The organism is Angustibacter luteus, from assembly GCF_039541115.1.
In the GTDB taxonomy this organism is placed as follows: domain Bacteria; phylum Actinomycetota; class Actinomycetes; order Actinomycetales; family Angustibacteraceae; genus Angustibacter; species Angustibacter luteus.
Genome location: NZ_BAABFP010000008.1, coordinates 215,775 through 236,351, shown reverse-complemented (window position 1 = coordinate 236,351; position 20,577 = coordinate 215,775). Strand labels below are relative to the sequence as shown.

Here is a 20,577-nt window from a genome sequence, read left to right as displayed (position 1 = left end):
GCCTGAGCCGCATGCGCATCGTGACCTTCAACATCCAGCACGGGCTCGCCGCGGCGCAGGACGTGGTCGAGCTGAACCGGCTGCAGCGGGCCGTACGTGACCTCGACCCGGACGTGCTGTGCCTGCAGGAGGTCGACCACCGGCAGGAGCGTTCGGGCGGCGCGGACCAAACCGCGGCGGCGGCGCAGGCCATGGGGGCGGTCGCCCACCGGTTCGTGCCGGCACTGACCGGGACGCCGGGGCAGGACTGGGTGGCGGCCACCGGCGACGAGCCGCCAGACGCGCCCGGGTACGGCATCGCGCTGCTGTCCCGGCACCCGGTCGCGGCGTGGCAGGTGATCCGGCTGCCGGCGCTCGTGGCCGGTGAGGAGACCCGGGCCGCGGTCGCGGCGCAGGTCGACTCCCCGCGTGGACCGCTGACCGTGGTCAACACCCACCTGTCCTACCTGCGCCCGTCCAACCGGCAGCAGCTGCGGCTGCTCGTGGACGCCCTGGCCGACCTGCCGCGCCCGCTGGTGCTGACCGGCGACCTGAACCTGCGCCCGCGCGCCGTCCGTCGGGTCGCCGGCCTGCGGGCCCTGGCGTCGGCACGCACCTTCCCGGCGCCCGCGCCGGTCAAGCAGATCGACCACGTGCTGCTCGACGGCGAGCTCCCCGGCCTGCGGCGGCGGCCGGCCACGGGATCGGTGCGGACGCCGGTCTCGGACCACCGGGCGCTGTGGGTGGAGATCTAGCTACACGACGGCGAGGGCGTCGATCTCGACCAGCATCTCCTCGCGGGGCAGGCCGGTGAACACCGTGGTGCGGGCGGGCAGCACGCCGCTCGGGACGCGGGCCGTGACGAAGGCGCCGTAGGCGTCGTTCATCGGTCCGAAGTCCTCGCGCTTGGTCAGGTAGACGCGCAGCATCACGACGTCCTCGAAGGACGCGCCGGCAGCGTCCAGGATCGCGGCGACGTTCGCGAGCGTCTGCTCGGTCTGCCGCACGACGTCACCCGGGTGCAGGTACTCGTTGGTCTGCGGGTCGACCGGGCCCTGACCGGACACCTGCACGACGTTCCCCTTGCGGATGCCCTGCGAGAACGTGTGCGCGGGGGCGGGGGCGGCGTCCGTGCTGATCCGGGTCTTCTCGCTCATCGGGACCTCTCCTCGACTGGCTGGCTGGGGTGCAGGGCCGGCGACTCGATCGCGCCGGCCCGGACGACGGTAGCGGCCCACTGCTCGTCCGGGCAGGTCAGCAGGGCCTGGCGGACAGCGGCGGGCGCGGCCGGCGCGTGGTCGCCGTCGGTGACCAGAACCGTTGCGGCAGTGAGGTGTCCGAGCCGAAGGCACTGCTGCGCGGGGCGGCCGTCCAGGGTTCCCGCGAGGTAGCCGGCCGCGAAGGCATCGCCGGCTCCGATCGGGTCCAGCACGTCGACGGTGAGCGCGCTGACACTCGCCGTGCGACCGTCCGGCGCGGCGCTCACCGCGACGTGGTCATCGCTCTTCAGCACGATCACGGGCCGCTCGCCGAGCCGGGTCCGCAGGCTGGCGACGTCGCCGGTGCCGAGGGCGGTCTGCGCCTCGTCCGCACCCAGGAACGCGAGGTCGGCCAGCGACAGCAGCCGGACCAGCTCGACCGGGTCCCGTTGCCCCCACAGGGCCGGGCGCCAGTTCAGGTCCACGGTGAGCCGCAGGCCGTGCCGTTGCCGGGCCGCGTCCAGGGCGTCGACGAACGCGCCCGGGTCGGCCACCACGCCGAGCGTGATGCCGGAGACGTGCAGGATCTCGGCGGCCGCCAGCGCGGCGGTCACCGCGTCGCTGGCCAGCCAGTCGGCGTCCATCGCGCTCGCCGCAGAACCGTTGCGGTAGTAGTGCATGCGCGACGAGGAACCGTCGCGGTCCTTCAGGTAGAGCCCGGTCGGCCGGGAGAGGTCGACGTCCACGGCGGCGACGTCCACGCCGCGACCGGCCAGGTCGGCCACGACGAAGCGGCCGAACGGGTCGTCGCCGACGCGGGACAGCCACGCTGCCGCGACGCCCTGCGCGACGAGACCGCTGGCCACGTTGCACTCCGCGCCGCCGACCGAGCGGCGCAGCACCCTGGCGGCGTCCAACGACTCGGCGTCCGCGCCGGAGAGCACCACGAGACCCTCGCCGACGCACGCCACGGCTGACGGACGACCCTGCTGACCTGCCCCACCACGCACTCCGCGATCGTAGGAGCAATGATGGCGTGATGCCCGAGTTGATCGACTCCCACGCAGTGGCCCGGCTCGCCGCCATCGCGGTCGGACCCCAGGACAAGGCGCTCCCGGCGTCCTGCTGGGGCCGGACGCCGGCCGAGGTGGTGGCGCTCGGGCTTCGCCGGTCCGACCTGCCGACGCCCTTGCTCACCTTGTCGGAGCGGGCCCTCGGCGCGAACATCGAGCTGCTGGCACGCTGGGCCGCCGAGCGCGGCCTCGGCCTGGCGCCGCACGGCAAGACGACGATGGCGCCGCAGCTGTGGGCCCGCCAGCTGGCCGCCGGTGCCCGGGGGATCACGGTCGCCAACCTGAGCCAGCTCGCGGTGGCGCGCGCCTTCGGGGTGCGGCAGATCATGGTGGCGAACCTGCTGCTGTCGCCGCCCGGGCTGCGCTGGCTGGCCGGCGAGCTGGCCGCCGACGCCGACCTCGACGTCAGCGTCTGGGCGGACTCGGTCGACGCCGTCGCAGCCATGGACGCCGCGCTCGGGGACGACGCCCTGGCCACGGACGACGGCCGACCGGTCGACGTCCTGGTCGAGCTGGGCGGCCCGGGCGGGCGCACCGGTGCGCGCGATGCGGCGTCCGCGATCGAGGTGGCCCGGGCGATCGCGCGGTCGGCGCACCTGCGGCTGGCCGGCGTCGCCGGCTACGAGGGTGCGCTGGCGCACGACAGCGACGCGGCGGGCCTGGCCGTCGTCCGGGACTACCTGCGGGAGCTGGGCGACCTGCACCGCAGCGTGGCGGCCGAGGGGCTGTACCCGACCGGCGTGCGGCCGGTCGTGACGGCCGGCGGCAGCGCCTACTTCGAGCTGGTCGCCGAGGTGCTCGGGTCGCTCGGCTCCGACGGGGTCGACGTGGTGCTGCGCTCGGGGGCCTACCTGGTGCACGACGACGGCTTCTACCGGCACATCAGCCCGCTCGGCGAGGAGCCGCGGGCGGACGGCGGGCGCCTCACGTCCGCCATGCACGGCTGGGTGCGGGTGACCTCGCAGCCAGAGGTCGGCACGGCGATCTTCGACGCCGGCAAGCGAGACCTACCGTTCGACGAGGGGCTGCCGACGGTGCAGCGGCTGGCCGGCGGGGCACCGCTGGACGGCATCGAGGTGACGGCGCTCAACGACCAGCACGGCTTCCTGTCCTTCGACGCGCGGCGACCGGCGCCGGTCCAGGTGGGGGACGTGCTGCGGCTGGGCCTCTCGCACCCCTGCACCGCGTTCGACAAGTGGGGCCTGATCCCGGTGCTGGACGACGCGGATGCCGACGACCCGATGGTGGTCGACCTGATCCGCACCCGGTTCTGAGCCCTCGTGCCGGTCGACCTCCTGATCCGAGCCGCCACCGTCCTGGACGGCACGGGCGCACCGGGCACCGTCGCGGACGTCGCCGTCGACGGCGGTTCGATCGCCTCGATCGGCGGGGTCGGCGCGGCGCCCAGTGCCAGCCGCACCATCGACGCGGACGGACTGGTCCTGTGCCCCGGCTTCATCGACCTGCACGCCCACTCGGACCTGCAGATCCTCGCGAACTCGGCCCACACGGCCAAGGTGAGCCAGGGCGTCACCACGGAGGTGCTGGGCCAGGACGGGCTCTCGTTCGCCCCGGTGGACGCGGCGGTGCGGGCCCGGCTGCAGGACCAGATCGCGGGGTGGAACGGGCAGACCGGGGGCGTCGAGGAGCAGTGGGACTCGGTGGCGGGCTACCTGGACCGGCTGGACCAGGGCATCGCCTGCAACGTCGGCTACCTGGTGCCGCAGGGGAACCTGCGGCTGCTGGCGATGGGCGACGAGAACCGGCCCGCGACGGCAGCCGAGCTGGCGGTGATGGTCCGGCTGCTGCGCCAGGGCCTGACCGAGGGTGCGCTGGGGATGAGCAGCGGGCTCACGTACCCGCCGGGGATGTTCGCCGACACCGAGGAGCTCGTCGCGCTGTGCACGGTGGTGGCTGAGCACGGCGGCTACTACAGCCCGCACACCCGCTCGTACGGCGCCGGAGCGCTCGAGGCGTACGCGGAGATGGTGGACGTCGCGCGCCGGTCGGGCTGCGCGTTGCACCTGACCCACGCGACGATGAACTTCGAGCCGAACCGAGGCCGAGCCGCCGAGCTGCTGGCCCTGGTGGACGACGCGCTGGCCGACGGCGTCGACGTCACCTTGGACACGTACCCGTACCTGGCCGGCTCCACCACGTTGAGCGCGCTGCTGCCCAGCTGGGCACTCGGCGGGGGGACACCCGCTCTGCTGCAACGGCTTCAGGACCCGGCCATCCGCGAGCGACTGACCCGCGAGCTCGAGGTCGACGGTACCGACGGATGCCATGGTTGCCCGGTCGACTGGACGACGATCCAGGTCAGCGGGGTGCGTGACCCGGCCGCGTCGGACGCGGTCGGTCGGACGATCGCCGAGCTCGGCGCGGCGTCCGGGCGGCGTCCGGTCGAGGAGTACTTCGAGCTGCTCGTCGCCGACCGGGCTGCCACGACGATCCTGCAGCACGTGGGGGACGAGTCGAACGTCCGCACGATCATGGCGCACCCGCGGCACTGCGGAGGCTCGGACGCGATCGTGGTCGGGGCACGGCCGCACCCGCGGGCCTGGGGGACCTTCCCGCGGTACCTCGGGCACTACGTCCGCGACGAGGGGGTGCTGGACCTGGCCGAGTGCGTCCGGCACCTCACCGGGACGCCGGCCGAGCGACTCGGCCTGACCGACCGCGGCCTGGTCCGGGAGGGCTATGCGGCCGACCTGGTGCTGTTCGACCCGGCCACGGTGCGGGACGCGGCGACGTACGAGGACCCGCGCCAGCAGTCGGTCGGGATCGAGTGGGTGCTGGTGAACGGCGTGCCGGTCATCGAGGCCGGGCGGCGTACCGAGGCCCTGCCGGGCCGCACGCTGCGCCGCGGTCAGACCGGGCCAGTCAACCCATCGACGCGACCCCCTCGGGAGGCATAACGTTCGAAGGAGTCGAACGCCACCCGAGGGGGCCACGCAGATGAAGACCCACAAGCACCACATCATCGAGCTGCTGAAGAGTCGTGGTCACCACGACCACGCAGCCGAGGCCGAGGCGTCGCTGCCCGACGAGCTCGACACGGACGAGCACGAGGACAACCTCAAGCGCTGGGGCGTGAGCACCAACGACATCTCACCCGCCAGCAGCATCGGCATCCGCCGGATGGGTCTCTAGCCCGTCAGTCAGTAGGCCCCGTCACGCCGGGTCCACGCCGGCCTCGGCGCGGATCTGGCGCAGGTGCGCCGCGACCTCGATGGCGTCACCCTCGGCGACCTCCGACGAGTGGCGGTCGGGTCGGGCCAGCGCCAGGTAGAGCGCGCCCGAACCGAGCACGATCGCGAGGCCGATGAGCACGATCCAACGGTCCACGAACGGCCCCTCGGACGCCGGACGCACCAGCAGGATCATCGCGAAGATGCCGTACGCCAGGGCGGCGACGTTGACCACCATGCCCCAGGCACCGAGCGTCCAGAGCCCGGCCGGCTTCCAGCCGCGCAGACGCTGACGCAGCGCGGCCAGGACGACGGCCTGGAACGCCACGTAGATGCCGAGGACGGCGAACGAGGTCACCTTGGTCAGGGAGTCCGGCCGCCAGTAGACGAACAGCGCGATCAGGCCGGGGATGAGGCAGACGACGAGCAGCGCGTTGGTCGGCACCGCGTGCCGGTCGGAGACCTTGGCCAGCCAGCTGCTGCCGGGCAGCATCCGGTCGCGGGCGAACGCGTAGAGCAGCCGGCTGCCGGCCGCCTGCAGCGAGAGCACGCACGAGATGAACGCGATGACGGCGACGCACAGGAACACCTTGGAGCCGGCGCTGCCCAGCGCGTCCTCGAGGATGGACGGGATCGGGTCGGTGTCCTTGCCGTCCACGATGTCCTGCAGGTTGGGCGCGGCCAGGACGTACCCGGCGTAGGACATGAGTCCCGAGACGCCGCCGACCAGGATGGTCAGGATCATGGCCTTGGGGATCTGCCGGGTGGGGTCGGCGACCTCCTCGGCGACGTCGCCGCAGGCCTCGAAGCCGTAGAACAGGAACAGGCCGGCCAGCGCCGCCGTCAGGAAGGTGCCCAGGTAGGCCGCGTCGCCGCCGGCGCCCATCGGGTCGAAGAACACCGAGAAGGGCTGCTCCCGCTTGAAGATCAGCAGGAAGAGGCCGAGCGCGACCACGCCGACCAGCTCGGCGGTGAGGCCGATGCGGGCGATGCGGCCGAGCATCCGGGTGCCGCTGTAGTTGAACGCCAGCGCCAGCACCAGCAGCACCACCACGGTCAGGAACGTGACGGCGGGCGTGGCCTCGATCTCGAAGAGGGCGCTCACGAACACGCTGGCGTACTCGGCCACCGCGGTGACGGTGACGATGATCGCCCAGATGTAGACCCAGGACACCAGCCAGGCGTACTGGCGGTTCCAGAGCCGACGCGTCCACGGGTAGATGCCACCGGCCAACGGGTACTGCGAGACGACCTCGCCGAACACCAGGGCGACCAGCAGCTGCCCGGCGCCGACGATGACGAGCCACCAGATGGACGGCGGACCGCCGACGGACAGGCTGTAGGCGAAGAGCGAGTAGACGCCGACCAGCGGCGAGAGGTAGGTGAAGCCCAGGGCCATGTTGGACCACAGGCCCATGTGGCGCTGCAGCTCGCCGGAGTACCCGAGGGCGGCGAGATGCTCCTCGTCAGCGGCTCCGGAGGCGGCCTGCGGTGATGCGGACGACGACATCGGCGTTCCTTTCGGCAGGGAGGGTGCGGCGCCGAACCTAGGCCCGGATCGCCTCCCGCACAAGGACTCGCGACCTCGGAGTCGGCGATCGGTGTCGCTTGCGTCCGAGAGGTCGTGATTACGTTGTTGACCCGCGAGTCAATCCCAGCGTCCGCCTCGCCTCGTCCACCGAGCCGAGCAGCGCGGGCAGGTCGAAGGCGCCGTGGTGCCGACGTCCGTTCACGAAGAAGGTCGGCGTCCCCCGGACGCCGCTGGCCGCAGCGCCCTCCACGTCGGCGTCGATCCGGGCCGAGCCCTTGCCGTGCTTGAGGTCGGCGACGAACTGCTCAACGTCCAACCCGAGCTCGCCGGCGTACGCGATGAGCTGGCGCGGGGCCAGCGCGTCCTGCCGGGTCAGCAGCAGGTCGCGCATCGGCCAGAACTGGCCCTGCCGCGCGGCGGCCTCGGTCGCGACGGCGGCCTGCTGCGCACGCGGGTGCACGTCACGCAGCGGCAGGTGCCGCCAGACGTAGCGGACGTCCGTGCACCCGGTCAGCAGCTCACGGACCGCCTCCTCCGCCTGGCCGCAGAAGGGGCACTCCAGGTCGCCGTACTCGACGAGCGTCACGGGTGCGTCCACCGGCCCGCGGATGTGGTCGCGGTCCGGGTCCACGGGCTCGGTCAGGTCCGTCAGCGCGGGCACGGCGCCGTACATCGCGCGGTTGCGGAGCTGCGTCGGCAGCGCAGCGACCACCCGGAAGACGAGCCAGGACACCACGGTGGCGAGGACCGTCGCGGCCAGCACCCCGATCTTCGCCTCCTCGAGCTGGTCGCCGTCGAACGCCAGCGCCGCGATGAGCAGCGAGACCGTGAAGGTGGCGCCCGTGCTGGCAGCGCCCCCGGCCACGGCGCCCCAGCCGACCGACGGCTGCAGGCGTCCGCGAGTCATGGCCCGCACCAGCCCAGCGGTGACCAGGATGCCCAGCGGCTTGCCGACCACGAAGCCGAGCACGATGCCCCAGCTGATCCGGGAGTGCAGCGCATCGTCCAAGGCGTCACCGCTCAGCACGATGCCGGCGTTGGCGAGCGCGAAGACCGGCACGACCACGTAGCTCGTCCACGGGTGGAACAGGTTCTGCAGCCGCTCGTTGGGGGAGACCGCGAACCGCAGGCCGAGCTGCGCCTCGCGCGCCAGCTCGGACGTCGGCTGCTCCCGGAACGACCGGAACCGCTCGCTGGCCACCTCGAGGGCGTCCGGCTCGACGGGGTGCGCGTACAGCAGGAGGCCCAGCGCGAGGCCGAGCACCAGCGGGTCCACGCCGGACTCGAACAGGAAGGCCCAGACCGCGATGGACAGCAGCGTGTACGTGACGCCGTGCCGGCGCCGGGTGAGCACGCCGGCCGCGATGACGCCGAACAGCGCGACCGCGACCAGCAACGGCCACAGGCTGACGTCCTCGCTGTAGAAGAACGCGATGACCAGCAGCGCGGCGACGTCGTCCACCACCAGCACGGTCAGCAGGAAGGTGCGCAGCCGCCCGGCCGGCTGTGCGCGCAGCAGCGCCAGCATGCCGAGCGCGAAGGCGGTGTCGGTCGAGATGGCCACGCCCCACCCGTGGGTCGCGTCGGTCCCGGCCGTGACGACCAGGAAGACCCCGGCGGCCGCCGCCATGCCGGCCAGCCCGGCCAGCACCGGCAGCACGGTGCGGCTGCGGGCTCGTAGCTCGCCGATGTCGAGTGCGCGCCGGGCCTCCAGGCCGATCACCAGGAAGAAGAAGGTCATCAGGCCGGTGTTGACCCAGCCGCGCAGGTCCTGGGCGATCTCGGCGTCACCGATCGAGAACGCGATCCGGGTGGACCAGAAGCTCTCGTACGCCGCCGGCATCATCGCCACCCAGCCCAGGGCGGCCGCGATCGCGGCCACCAGCAGGGCGGCACTGCCGGTCTCGGTTCGGATGAACTCGCGCACCGGGGTGTTGCGGACGGTCAGCCACGGCGTCGACACCGGCAGTCCCCTTTCGCGTTCCGCGAGAGGGCTAAGCCTGCCCACCGCCGAGGCATTCCCGCCAGGGGCTCAGCCGGTTGCCGAAGATCCAATACTCCTGCAGTCACTTCTGATGGCAAGTACCCCTTTACATCCCTTCTGTCACGCGGGACGCTTCAACGAGTTTCCAGCCGTTTCACGGACGACACCGCGTACGGGGTACGCCCGTCTGTCCTTCGGCTGGGACGCGCGGAGGCAGGGACGTGCGGACGGCGCACCGGGGCAGGTTCGGGGAGTCGACGCGCCGGGGTCGTGACGCGAACCGGGCACGTCGGCTGATCGCCTGCGTGCCCGTCGGCACCCTGCTCGCCGCGTCCCTGGCCACCGGTCTCGCGACGGTGGCCGTCGTCGCGGCGGACGTCGCTAACCCCGCACCGGCGCAGGCCGCGCCCGGCAGCCCGGGCGTGATGGAGGCGCCGAGCCTGTCGTACTTCGAGAACTTCGAGAACATCCCGACGGAGAACACCTCGACGTTCGTGCAGACCCTGGCGGACTACCCGAACGGCGCCGCGCCTGGCTCGCCCGGCTTCCAGCCGGGGTACGTCGGACGCACGGGGATGACGTACACGGCCGACCCGCAGTGGAACGGGCAGTTCTGCAACGGGTTGGTCATGCGGGCCACCACCCCGAAGACGGACACCACGACGCCGCTGCCCTCGGCCGCTTCGGCCGCTGCCTGTGCCACGACCGCGCCTGCCAACGAGTTCTGGACGCGGCTGCGTTACATGGCGGCCGACATGGGGACGTACGTCCACAGCGCGGCGTGGCCCTACACGTCGTTCCTCGCCGGCTCCGGGCAGCCCGCCAGCGACCTGGACAACCACCAGGTTGCGGCGTTCACCAACGGCAACCCGGGCAACGGGACCGAGCTGGAGTTCAAGCAGCCACTGCCCGTCACGCCAGGGCACTACTTCTCGTTCTCAGTGGACGAGGTCACGATGAGCTGCATCAACGGCGCGACGGTGGCCCGGCCGCAGTTCACGATGATCCAGCAGGACGGGACCAGCTCACCGGCGTTCAGCACCATCCCGAACGTCTGCGACCCGGCGCAGACCGTGCAGATCGGTGGGAATGCCAACGCGCGCATGACCCGGACCGGCACCTTCCTGGGCGACACCCCGATCCGCGCGACCGGGAACTCGCTGCGGCTGCGCCTGCAGAACCTGACGAACTCCGGGAGCGGCAACGACTCCGCGTGGGACAACATCCTGATCCTGGACACCACCCCGAAGGTCGACAAGCAGTTCTCCACCGGGCCGCGCGAGGGTGGCGGCTACCCGCTGGGTGCCACCGGCAAGCTGACGTTCACGGTCACCAACACCTACAACCCGCTGGCGCCGACCCAGTCGTCCGGGCCCAAGCTCGGCTGGTCGTTCACGGACGCCATGCCGGCCGGCTTGCAGGTCAAGCAGCCGCTGGCGTTCACGACCACCTGCGCGAACGGTGCCATGACGGGAACCCCGAGCAGCCTCTCGGCGACCGGCGACCTGTCCGGGGCCAACGTCAACTCCTGCACCTTCACCGTCGACGTCACGTCGAACACCGCAGGCACCTACACGAACGGGCCGAGCAACGTGACGACGAGCGGTCTGCTGGCACCGGGTAGCACCAGCATCACGTTCCTGCCCCCGCCGGCACCAGGCTCCTGCCCCACCGACGCGACGCTCTGGCAGAGCCCGGCCACCGGCCAGACGACGAACGTCAAGACGGTCAACCTCGTCACCGGCGTCACCAACGCCGGGGCCACGGTCGCCGGGGCGAAGATCAACTCGGTCGGCTACAACGTCACGGACGGCAACTACTACGGCTACATCCAGGCCGGCGACGCCGGGGGGCAGGCGCTCGTCCGAATCTCGCCGGACTTCAGCACCGTGACGAACCTGGGTGCCCCCGACGTCAGCAGCACCGGCTTCCCGCTGTCGGACTTCGGCACCATGAACACGGGGGACGTCTCTCCGGCGGGGATCTGGTACGGCCGCACCAACACACCCACCAACGCGCGCTGGCTGGCGGTCGACGTCAACCCCGGCTCCCCGACGTACCTGCAGACCGTGGGTGGTGGCCAGACCGGCACGGGTAACGCCAACCAGGTCTTCGGCGCCGACTGGTCCTTCAACCCCGCGGACGGAAACCTCTACTCGGTCGGCTACAACGCCAACACCTTCAACGCCCAGGTCTTCCGCTTCGACCCGCGCACCGGCACGACCACGCTGGTCGCCTCACCGGGTCGCCTGACGGCGCCGAACGGGGTGAACAGCCAGCAGACCAACGATCCCCAGATGGGGGCGACGTACGCCGACAGCAACGGCTACCTGTACGCCGCCAACAACGGCACCGGCCACACCTGGCGCATCAACATGAACAACCCGACGGACATCTCGTTCTTCTCCTACGGTCCGGCGTCCAACCAGAACGACGGCGCGCGCTGCGTGAACGCCCCGCTGCCGCTGGACTTCGGTGACGCCCCGGACTCCTACACCACCACCTTGAACAGCGGCGGTCCGCTGCACCAGGTAACACGCACGGCGGGTGGCGCCCCCTCGGTCATGATCGGCAGCACCGTCACGCTGGAGAACGACGGCCGACCCTCGGCGGCCGCGAACCTCGACTCGGACGACGCCTTCCCCGCCAACCCGGTCTACAACCGCGCCGCCGGGACGATCAGTCAAGCCGTACCCATCACCAACAACGCCGGGCAGCCGGCGACGCTCGCCGGGTGGATCGACTTCAACAACAACGGCACGTTCGACAGCGCCGAAGCGGCCGTCACCAGTGCCGGGACGACCACCCACAGCGTCACGCTCACCTGGACGGTCCCGGCGGGCGTGACGCCACCGGTCAGCTCGTACCTACGGCTGCGCGTCTCGCTGGACACCGCACCGGCAGCTGCGGCGCTGGCCCTGGCGGTGACGGACGTCGGGCTCGGCGCGGTCTCCGGCGAGGTGGAGGACTGGCAGGTCGGCTTCGCCACCCCGGGTCTGCAGATCACCAAGTCCGCGGCGCCGTCCCAGGCCATCCCGGGCGGCAAGGTGACGTACACCGTCAGGGTCACCAACACCGGCCAGGTGCCCTACACCTCGACGACCCCAGCCACCTTCACGGACAACCTGGCAACGGTGCTGGACGACGCGACCTACAACGGCGACGCGAGTGCGAGCGCGGGAACGGCGACGTTCGCGAGCCCGACCTTGTCCTGGTCCGGACCGCTGGCGGTGGGTGCCACGGCCACCATCACCTACTCGGTGACGGTCAGCAACCCGTTGACCGGCAACGGGATCCTGAGCAACGCGGTGACCGGGCCACCCGAGTCGAACTGTGCCGTCCCGACGTCCGTGGGGTGTACGACGACCACGCCGGTGCGGGCGCTGACCATCGTGAAGACCTCGGGTGCCGCTGGGGTGCTTCGGCCCGGTGACTCCGTGGGCTACACGGTGCGGGTCACGAACAGCGGCAAGGTGGCGTACACCGTGGGTGATCCGGCGACGTTCACCGACTCCCTGGCCGCGGTGCTGGACGACGCGACCTACAACGGCGACGCGGCGGCGTCGGCGGGGACGGTCTCGTTCGCGACGCCGAACCTGTCCTGGACGGGTCCGCTCGCTCCGGGGGCGACGGCCACGATCACGTACTCGGTCACGGTGAACGCCCCGGTCTCGGGCGACGGGGTGCTGACGAACGGGGTGCGCGGACCGCCGGAGTCGACCTGTGCCGTCGCGACGTCGTCCGGTTGCGCCGTGAGGCTCGGCGTCCGTGCCCTGACGATCGTCAAGACACCGACCCCGGGCTCGGCGGCCCCCGGCGACACCGTCACCTACTCGGTCGTGGTCACGAACTCCGGCGGGGTGGCGTACACGGCGGCCGATCCGGCGAGGTTCTCGGATGACCTGACCGCGGTGCTGGACGACGCGACGTACAACGGTGACGGGGCGGCGAGCGCGGGCACGGTGTCCTTCGCCTCGCCGACGCTGTCCTGGTCGGGTGCGCTGGCGGTCGACGCCGTGGCGACCATCACGTACTCGGTGACGGTGAAGGACCCGGACCCGGGGGACGGGGCGCTGCGCAACGCGGTGACGGGACCGCCGGAGTCCAGCTGCGCGGCTCCGACGGCGGGCGGGTGCACGACGACGACACCGGTGCTGGCGCGTGGTCTGAGGATCGCCAAGACCTCGAGCCCGACCGGGCAGGTGCTGCCGGGGCGCACGGTCACCTACACGGTGAGGGTGACCAACACCGGCGAGATCGACTACACGGCAGCGCATCTGGCCACCTTCAGTGACGACCTGACCGCGGTCCTGGACGACGCCACCTGGAACGGCGACGCCACCGCGAGCGCTGGCACGGCGACGTTCGCGAGACCGAGGCTGTCCTGGTCCGGACCGCTGGCGGTGGGGGCCACGGCCACCATCACCTACTCGGTGACGGTGAACAACCCGTTGACCGGTAACGGCACCCTCACCAACGCCGTCACCGGCCCACCGGAGTCCACCTGCGCCGTCCCGACGGCAGCTGGCTGCACGACCATGACGCTGGTCCGGGCCCTGCAGATCGAGAAGTCGTCGGCCCCGACCGGGCAGGTGGCGCCCGGGGGCGTCGTGACCTACACGGTGCGGGTCACCAACACCGGGCAGGTGCCGTACACCGCTGCCGCCCCGGCGACGTTCTCGGACGACCTGACGGCGGTGCTGGACGACGCGAGGTACAACGGCGACGCGACCGCCAGCGCCGGCACGGCGACGTTCGCGACGCCCAAGCTCTCCTGGTCCGGCGCGCTCGCGCCGGGCGCCACCGCGACGATCACGTACTCGGTCACGGTGAACGACCCGCTGTCCGGGAACGGAACCCTCACCAACGCGGTCACCGGCCCACCGGAGTCCAGCTGCGCCGACCCGACCGCCGACGGCTGCACGACCACGACGCTGGTGCGGGCGCTGCAGATCGTGAAGCGCTCGGCCCCGAGCGGGAGCACCACTCCGGGTGGCACGGTGACGTACACGGTGACGGTCACCAACACCGGGCAGGTCGCCTACACCGCCGTCGACCCGGCCACGTTCTCGGACGAGCTGACCGCGGTGCTGGACGACGCGACCTACAACGGCGACGCGGTCGCGAGTGCTGGCGCAGTGGTCTTCAACGACCCCACCATCACGTGGTCGGGTCCGCTCGCGCCGGGCGGTGACGCCACCATCACGTACTCGGTGACGGTGAACGACCCGCTGTCCGGGGACGGGACGCTGACGAATGCGGTGACCGGGCCGCCGGAGTCGACCTGCGCCGAGTCGACCGTGGACGGCTGCTCGACGACGACGTTGGTCCAGGCCCTGCAGATCACGAAGACCGCGTCGCCCACCGGTGACGTCACCCCCGGCGGCACGGTCACCTACACCGTCACGGTCACCAACACGGGTCAGGTTGCCTACACGGCAGCCGATCCGGCGGACTTCAGTGACGACCTGTCCGCCGTCCTGGATGACGCGACCTACAACGGCGACGCGGCGGCCAACCCCGGCACCCCGACCTACACCGCTCCGACGCTGGGTTGGTCGGGGGCACTGGAACCCGGTGCGGTCGCGACGATCACCTACTCGGTGACGGTGAACGACCCGGTGTCCGGGGACGGCACCCTCACCAACGCCGTCACCGGCCCGCCGGAGTCGACGTGCGCCGACCCGACCGCGGACGGCTGCACCACCACGACATCGGTGCGCGCGCTGGAGATCACCAAGACCTCCACGCCGACCGGCGAGGTCGTGCCGGGCAGCGTGGTGACGTACACCGTGCAGGTCACGAACACCGGTGGCGTCGACTACACCGCCGTCGACCCCGCGACCTTCTCCGACGACCTCACCGCGGTGCTGGACGACGCGACGTACGACGGCAACGCCACCGCCGACGTCGGGACAGCGGCCTTCAACGATCCGTCGTTGTCCTGGTCCGGGCCGCTGGCCGCCGGGGACGACGCGACGATCACCTACTCGGTGACGGTGAACGACCCGGTGACGGGTGACGGCCGGCTGACCAACGCGGTGACCGGTCCGCCGGAGTCGACCTGCGCCGACCCGACCGCGGACGGCTGCTCGACCACGACGCCCGTGCGGGCGCTCACCATCACCAAGACGGCGTCCCCGGCCGGTCAGGTCACCCCTGGCGGGGTCGTCACCTACACCGTGGCGGTGACCAACAGCGGCCAGGTCGCCTACACCACAGCGGATCCGGCCACGTTCAGCGACGACCTCACGGCGGTGCTGGACGACGCCACGTGGAACGACGACGCCGCGGCGTCCACGGGTACCGCCTCCTTCACCACACCGGTCCTGACCTGGAGTGGTCCGCTCGTGGCCGGCGCCACGGCGACGATCACCTACTCGGTGACGGTGAACGACCCCTTGACCGGCGACGGCACCCTGACGAACGCGGTGACCGGCCCGCCGGAGTCGACCTGCCCCGACGCGACGACGGACGGGTGCACCACGACGACTCCCGTCCGGTCCCTGTCGATCGTGAAGACGGCGTCACCCGCTGGGGCGGTGACACCGGGCGGCACCGTGACGTACACGGTCACGGTGACCAACAGCGGGCAGAGCGCCTACCCGGCCGCGGATCCGGCGACCTTCTCGGACGAGCTGACCGCAGTGCTGGACGACGCGTCGTACAACGGGGACGCGGCCGCGACTGCCGGAACGGTGGCCTTCAACGACCCCACCCTCACCTGGTCGGGCGCGCTCGCGCCGGGTGACGACGCGACGATCACCTACTCGGTGACGGTGAACGACCCGCTGACCGGGGACGGCACCCTCACCAACGCCGTGACGGGCCCGCCGGAGTCGACCTGCGCCGACCCCACCGCGGACGGCTGCACCACGAGCACGGCCGTGCAGTCGCTGAGCATCGTCAAGGCATCCTCCCCGACGGGGACGGTGACGCCCGGCGGCGTCGTCACCTACACGGTGCGGGTCACCAACACCGGGCAGGTGCCGTACACCGCAACCGATCCAGCCACCTTCGCCGACGACCTGAGCGCAGTCCTGGACGACGCGACCTGGAACGACGACGCGGTCGCCAGCGCCGGCACGGCGACGTTCGCGACGCCGGCGCTCTCCTGGTCGGGGGCTCTCGCACCGGGTGACGAGGCGACGATCACGTACTCGGTGACGGTGAACGACCCGCTGTCCGGGGACGGCACGCTGACCAACGCGGTGACCGGGCCGCCGGAGTCGACCTGCGCCGACCCGACCGACGACGGCTGCACGACCACGACGCTGCTGCAGTCGCTCGAGATCAGCAAGACGTCGTCGCCGACCGGTGAGGTCACCCCGGCCGGAACGGTCACCTACTCCGTGACGGTCACGAACACCGGTCAGGCTCCTTACACCGCAGCCGATCCCGCGACCTTCAGTGACGATCTGTCCGCGGTCCTGGACGACGCCGCGTACAACGGCGATGCGGTGGCGTCGACCGGCACGGCGGCGTTCGCGACGCCGGCGCTCTCCTGGTCGGGCGCGCTCGCACCAGGTGACGAGGCGACGATCACGTACTCGGTGACGGTGAACGACCCGTTGTCCGGGGACGGCACGCTGACCAACGCGGTAACCGGCCCACCGGAGTCGACCTGCGCCGACCCGACGGACGACGGCTGCAGCACGACGACGCAGGTCCGCGCCCTGCAGATCGTCAAGACGTCGTCGCCGACGGGTGAGGTCACCCCCACCGGCAAGGTCACGTACACCGTCAAGGTCACCAACACCGGCCAGGTGCCGTACACCGCGACCGAACCCGCCACGTTCAGCGACGACCTGTCCGCCGTCCTCGACGACGCGACCTACAACGATGACGCGGCCGCCAGTGCCGGAACGGTGAGCTTCGCGACCCCGACACTCAGCTGGTCGGGCCCCTTGGCCGCCGGTGCGACGGCGACGATCACCTACTCGGTGACCGTGAACGACCCGCCGTCCGGGGACGGCACGCTGACCAACGCGGTGACCGGCCCAGCCGAGTCCACCTGCGCCGACCCGACCGCGGCCGGCTGCACCACGACGACCCTGGTCCGGGCGCTGCAGATCACCAAGACGGCGGCTCCGACCGGCGAGGTGCTTCCTGGCGGCGTCGTGACGTATACGGTCGTCGTCACGAACTCGGGGGGTGCCGCGTACACCGCGGGCGAGCCGGCGACCTTCGCGGACGACCTGTCCGACGTCCTCGATGACGCCGCCTACGACGGCAACGCCGCCGCCAGCGCCGGCACCGCGACGTACACGGCCCCGACCCTGTCCTGGTCCGGCCCGTTGGCGGTCGACGCCAGCGCCACGATCACCTACTCGGTCACCGTGAACGACCCGGTCACCGGGGACGGGCTGATCACCAATGCGGTCACCGGGCCGCCGGAGTCCAGCTGCGCTGACGGCGACGGGCCCGGGTGCACGACGACCACACCGGTCCGCTCGTTGACGATCGTCAAGACGTCCGAGCCGTCCGACGAGGTTGCGGTCGGTGACTCGGTGCTCTACACCGTGAAGGTCACGAACAGCGGCCAGGTGCCCTACACCGCAACGGATCCGGCGACCTTCGACGACGACCTGACGGCCGTCCTGGACGACGCGACCTGGGACGACACCGCGGCGGCGAGCGCCGGTGAGGTCAGCTTCACCGACCCGACGCTCAGCTGGTCCGGCGCGCTCGACGTGGGGGCAACCGCCACCGTCACGTACTCCGTGACCGTGGACGACCCGACGCCCGGCGACGGGACGCTGACGAACGCGGTCACCGGGCCGCCCGAGTCGACCTGCGGCGACCCCACCGCCGCGGGGTGCACGACCGAGATGCCGGTGCTCACCCGTGGCCTGGACATCGTCAAGTCCCAGAGCGCCCGACCGACGGTGGGGCCCGGCGAGACCATCGCGTACACCGTGACGGTCACGAACAGCGGTCAGGTCGCCTACACCCCAGTCCACCCGGCGAGCTTCAGCGACGACCTGACCGACGTCGTGGACGACGCCACCTGGGGCGACGACGCCACCGCCAGCGCCGGCGTGGTGGCCTACTCCGCCCCGACGCTGCGGTGGGCCGGACCGCTGGCCGTGGGTGCGACCGCGACGGTCACGTACTCGGTGACGGTCAACGACCCCCTCACCGGGAACGGCACGCTCACCAACGCGGTCACCGGCCCACCGGAGTCCACCTGCGCCGACCCGACCGTGGACGGCTGCACCGTCACGGCGGCCATCCGGGCACTGCGGATGGCCAAAGCGCAGCAGCCGTCGGGTGACGTCGTCCCGGGTGACGTCGTGACCTACACGCTGACCGCGGAGAACATCGGTGCGGTCCCTTACGTCGTCCCGGAGTCCGCCAAGCTCACGGACCGGCTCACGGACGTGCTCGATGACGCGAGCTGGAACGGCGACCTGCAGGCCTCGCTCGGCCGAGTGGGGGTCGAGGGCGAGGTGATCGGCTGGGACGGCTCGCTGGATCCGGGCGACACGGTGACGATTACCTACTCCGTCACGGTCAAGCCGCCGGGTGCGGGTAACGGACGACTGCCGAACGTCCTGGTCGGCCCGCCGGACAGCAACTGCCCCGTGCCTCTGGCGGAGGGTGCCCGCGTCCTGCAGTCACGACCACTGGCGGCCGCCGCCGATGCGCCGCTCGACCCGGACTGCTCGACCGAGGCCACGGTCCTCGAGCCCGGGCTGACCATCACCAAGACCGCCAGCCCGACGGGCAGCGTGGACCCCGGTGACACTGTCCGGTACACGGTGGAGGTCGTCAACAGCGGCGAGATCGACTACACCGCAACCGATCCGGCGACCATCACGGACGACCTGACCGGCGTGCTGGACGACGCGACCTACAACGGCAGTGCCAGCGCGTCGTCGGGAACCACCGGCTACACCGAGCCGCTGCTGACCTGGAGCGGTGCCTTGGCGGTGGGCGCGTCCGCGACCATCACCTACTCGGTCACGGTCGGCGACCCGCCGGCGGGTGACGCCGTGCTGGGCAACGTCGTGACCGGACCGGATGCCTCGAACTGCAGTGACGGGACGGCCGATGCCTGCCGCACCCTCACCCCGATCGTGCTGGGCGGCAGCGAGGAGCCTGGGCCGCCGAGTACGCCGGGCACACCCAGCGAGCCAGCCAGTGGGCTGCCGCGCACCGGCGCCGACGTCCTCGTGATGGGCTGGCTCGCTCTGGCGCTGCTGCTCTCCGGCGCAGTCTGCGTGGTGGCTGCGCAGCGGCGTCAGCGACGCATTCGCGTGAGGTAGCGGCGGACGAGGGCTTCGACGGCCTGGGTGGCGCAGTTGGCGTCGGCCACTTGATGGTCCGGCGGCCCCGTGCCCCAGGTGACGTGGCCGTGCTCGACGCGGCCGGTCTGGCCCGTGGCATGGACATGCCGGTGGTGGCGGCCGCACAGAAGGGCGCCGTTGTGCACGGCCGTCCTGCCGCCCTGGGAGAAGGGGATGAGGTGGTGGACGTCGCACCAGGCTGGAGGGGCGGTGCATCCTCGGTAGGTGCAGTGCTGGTCGCGGACGGCGATGGCCAGGCGCTGCTTGGCGGGGAAGGAGTACTGGGTGTCGCCGACGTCCAGGGGGTTGCCTAGGTCGTCGACCAGCACTGGAACGACCTCGCTGTCGCAGGTCAGCGTCCGCAGTGCGTCGGACGAGAGCCGGGTGCCGTCGGGCAGCGCCGCGACGAGGGTGGTGTGCGGGACGGTGACGACGACGCGGTAGGGGCTGCCGTGGGTGGTCGGGAGCAGCTCGGGCGTGGCGACCGCCGAGGCGGCGAGGCGGTGCAGACCGTCGTGGCGGCGTTGCGCCGCCGTGCGTGGGTCAGGTGAGCCGTCGGCCGCGGGCTGGGGTGCGGACCACGCGTCGATCGCCGTGCGGAGGGCGGCGCCGCACTCGGGGGTGAGTGCACCCTCGAGATGCACCATTCCGGAGGTCAGGGTGTGGATGCTGAGGGTGCGGGCGCGTTCGCGGGCGGCTTCGTCACGGGCCAGGCGCTCGTCGGCGTCGGGGTCGAGCCGGTGCCGCAGGTAAGCGGCGATCCGGGTGAGCTTGCTGGCGTCGAAGGCGGCTGACTGGTCGAGCAGGAAGGTCTGTGCCTCGTCCAGGGTGTCTTCGTCGATGGTCCCGGCCGGCACCGTCGGGGGTTGCAGCGCGGACAGCGTCGTGGTGAGCACCTCGGCCTGGTCCAGTGCGACCGACCCGCTGAGCACGGCGGCTCGGGTGGGCTCCAGGTCGACGGCGCCGGGACCCGGGTAGAGGGCGTCCGCCCGGCGGGCCAGGGTGGCGGCGTCCCGCGGGCTCATCGTGGGCACCGCCTGCCGGATCCAGCCCGTTGCCCGGCCGTGCCCTGCCTGCGCGGGCAGCCCGCGGGAGGAGGCTTCGGCGACCACCCGCACCGACTGCGCACCCACCCGCCGGGTCAGCGCGTCGAGCCCGGCGACGGCCTCGGTGAGCTGCCCATCGGCCAGCCGCCAGGCCGGGATCTGCGCGAATCGGCTGATCGCCTCGAGCGCGTCCGCGAGCGCGGCGGAAGCCGCGTCCACGCCGTCGCCCGGGGCTGATGTCATGCGTCAACTCTACGAGAGGACACCGACAAACCAGACGTA

General features: G+C 71.9%; 10 protein-coding genes. 5 read left to right on the top strand and 5 right to left on the bottom strand.

Annotated elements, in window-relative coordinates; translation table 11 throughout:
• The first annotated feature begins 11 nt into the window (after nucleotides 1–11).
• Nucleotides 12–734, top strand: a complete 723-nt coding sequence (locus ABEB17_RS18125; protein ID WP_345718154.1) for an endonuclease/exonuclease/phosphatase family protein — start codon at nucleotides 12–14, stop codon at nucleotides 732–734.
• On the opposite strand, the gene ABEB17_RS18120 is transcribed toward ABEB17_RS18125, so the two are convergent.
• Both ABEB17_RS18120 and ABEB17_RS18115 read right to left on the bottom strand, forming a co-directional pair.
• A complete protein-coding gene (locus tag ABEB17_RS18120) occupies nucleotides 735–1,136 on the bottom strand; it encodes a RidA family protein (RefSeq protein WP_345718153.1) in 402 nt (133 codons plus the stop codon). It abuts the gene before it with no gap.
• On the bottom strand, nucleotides 1,133–2,188 hold the full coding sequence (locus ABEB17_RS18115; protein WP_345718152.1) for a sugar kinase: 1,056 nt from the start codon (nucleotides 2,186–2,188) through the stop codon (nucleotides 1,133–1,135). The genes ABEB17_RS18120 and ABEB17_RS18115 overlap by 4 nt, the downstream gene beginning before the upstream one ends.
• Before the next feature lie 29 nt (nucleotides 2,189–2,217).
• Here ABEB17_RS18115 and ABEB17_RS18110 point away from each other — a divergent pair, with 29 nt between their 5' ends.
• From ABEB17_RS18110 to ABEB17_RS18100, 3 genes are read left to right on the top strand one after another with little or no spacing between them, the layout of a single operon-like run.
• Nucleotides 2,218–3,525: an alanine racemase gene (locus ABEB17_RS18110; protein WP_345718151.1), complete on the top strand. Its 1,308-nt coding sequence runs from the start codon at nucleotides 2,218–2,220 to the stop codon at nucleotides 3,523–3,525.
• 6 nt (nucleotides 3,526–3,531) lie between these two features.
• Nucleotides 3,532–5,169 carry an N-acyl-D-amino-acid deacylase family protein gene (locus ABEB17_RS18105; protein ID WP_345718150.1) on the top strand — a complete coding sequence of 546 codons (1,638 nt, stop codon included), beginning with the start codon at nucleotides 3,532–3,534 and terminating at the stop codon, nucleotides 5,167–5,169.
• A gap of 40 nt (nucleotides 5,170–5,209) precedes the next feature.
• The gene (locus ABEB17_RS18100) at nucleotides 5,210–5,404 is read left to right on the top strand and encodes a hypothetical protein (RefSeq protein WP_345718149.1); all 195 of its coding nucleotides are present in this window, start codon (nucleotides 5,210–5,212) and stop codon (nucleotides 5,402–5,404) included.
• Nucleotides 5,405–5,425: 21 nt separating this feature from the next.
• Here the strand turns inward: ABEB17_RS18100 and ABEB17_RS18095 are convergent, their stop codons facing one another.
• Together ABEB17_RS18095 and ABEB17_RS18090 are read right to left on the bottom strand one after the other, a co-directional pair.
• On the bottom strand, nucleotides 5,426–6,952 hold the full coding sequence (locus tag ABEB17_RS18095; protein WP_345718148.1) for an APC family permease: 1,527 nt from the start codon (nucleotides 6,950–6,952) through the stop codon (nucleotides 5,426–5,428).
• Between the two features lie 118 nt (nucleotides 6,953–7,070).
• On the bottom strand, nucleotides 7,071–8,936 hold the full coding sequence (locus tag ABEB17_RS18090) for a Na+/H+ antiporter NhaA (RefSeq protein ID WP_345718147.1): 1,866 nt from the start codon (nucleotides 8,934–8,936) through the stop codon (nucleotides 7,071–7,073).
• A 326-nt stretch (nucleotides 8,937–9,262) separates the two neighbouring features.
• On the opposite strand from ABEB17_RS18090, the gene ABEB17_RS18085 reads away from it, so the two are divergent.
• Nucleotides 9,263–19,228, top strand: a complete 9,966-nt coding sequence (locus tag ABEB17_RS18085) for a DUF7927 domain-containing protein (protein ID WP_345718146.1) — start codon at nucleotides 9,263–9,265, stop codon at nucleotides 19,226–19,228.
• On the opposite strand, the gene ABEB17_RS18080 is transcribed toward ABEB17_RS18085, so the two are convergent.
• Nucleotides 19,204–20,538: an HNH endonuclease signature motif containing protein gene (locus tag ABEB17_RS18080; protein ID WP_345718145.1), complete on the bottom strand. Its 1,335-nt coding sequence runs from the start codon at nucleotides 20,536–20,538 to the stop codon at nucleotides 19,204–19,206. The genes ABEB17_RS18085 and ABEB17_RS18080 overlap by 25 nt on opposite strands.
• Between the last annotated feature and the right edge of the window lie 39 nt (nucleotides 20,539–20,577).

Excerpts from the sequence above, each read along its gene's own strand:
- ABEB17_RS18110 (WP_345718151.1), top strand. The coding sequence starts at position 2,218 with ATGCCCGAGTTGATCGACTCCCACGCAGTGGCCCGGCTCGCCGCCATC.
- ABEB17_RS18080 (WP_345718145.1), bottom strand. The coding sequence starts at position 20,538 with ATGACATCAGCCCCGGGCGACGGCGTGGACGCGGCTTCCGCCGCGCTC.
- ABEB17_RS18125 (WP_345718154.1), top strand. The coding sequence starts at position 12 with ATGCGCATCGTGACCTTCAACATCCAGCACGGGCTCGCCGCGGCGCAG.
- ABEB17_RS18120 (WP_345718153.1), bottom strand. The coding sequence starts at position 1,136 with ATGAGCGAGAAGACCCGGATCAGCACGGACGCCGCCCCCGCCCCCGCG.
- ABEB17_RS18100 (WP_345718149.1), top strand. The coding sequence starts at position 5,210 with ATGAAGACCCACAAGCACCACATCATCGAGCTGCTGAAGAGTCGTGGT.
- ABEB17_RS18095 (WP_345718148.1), bottom strand. The coding sequence starts at position 6,952 with ATGTCGTCGTCCGCATCACCGCAGGCCGCCTCCGGAGCCGCTGACGAG.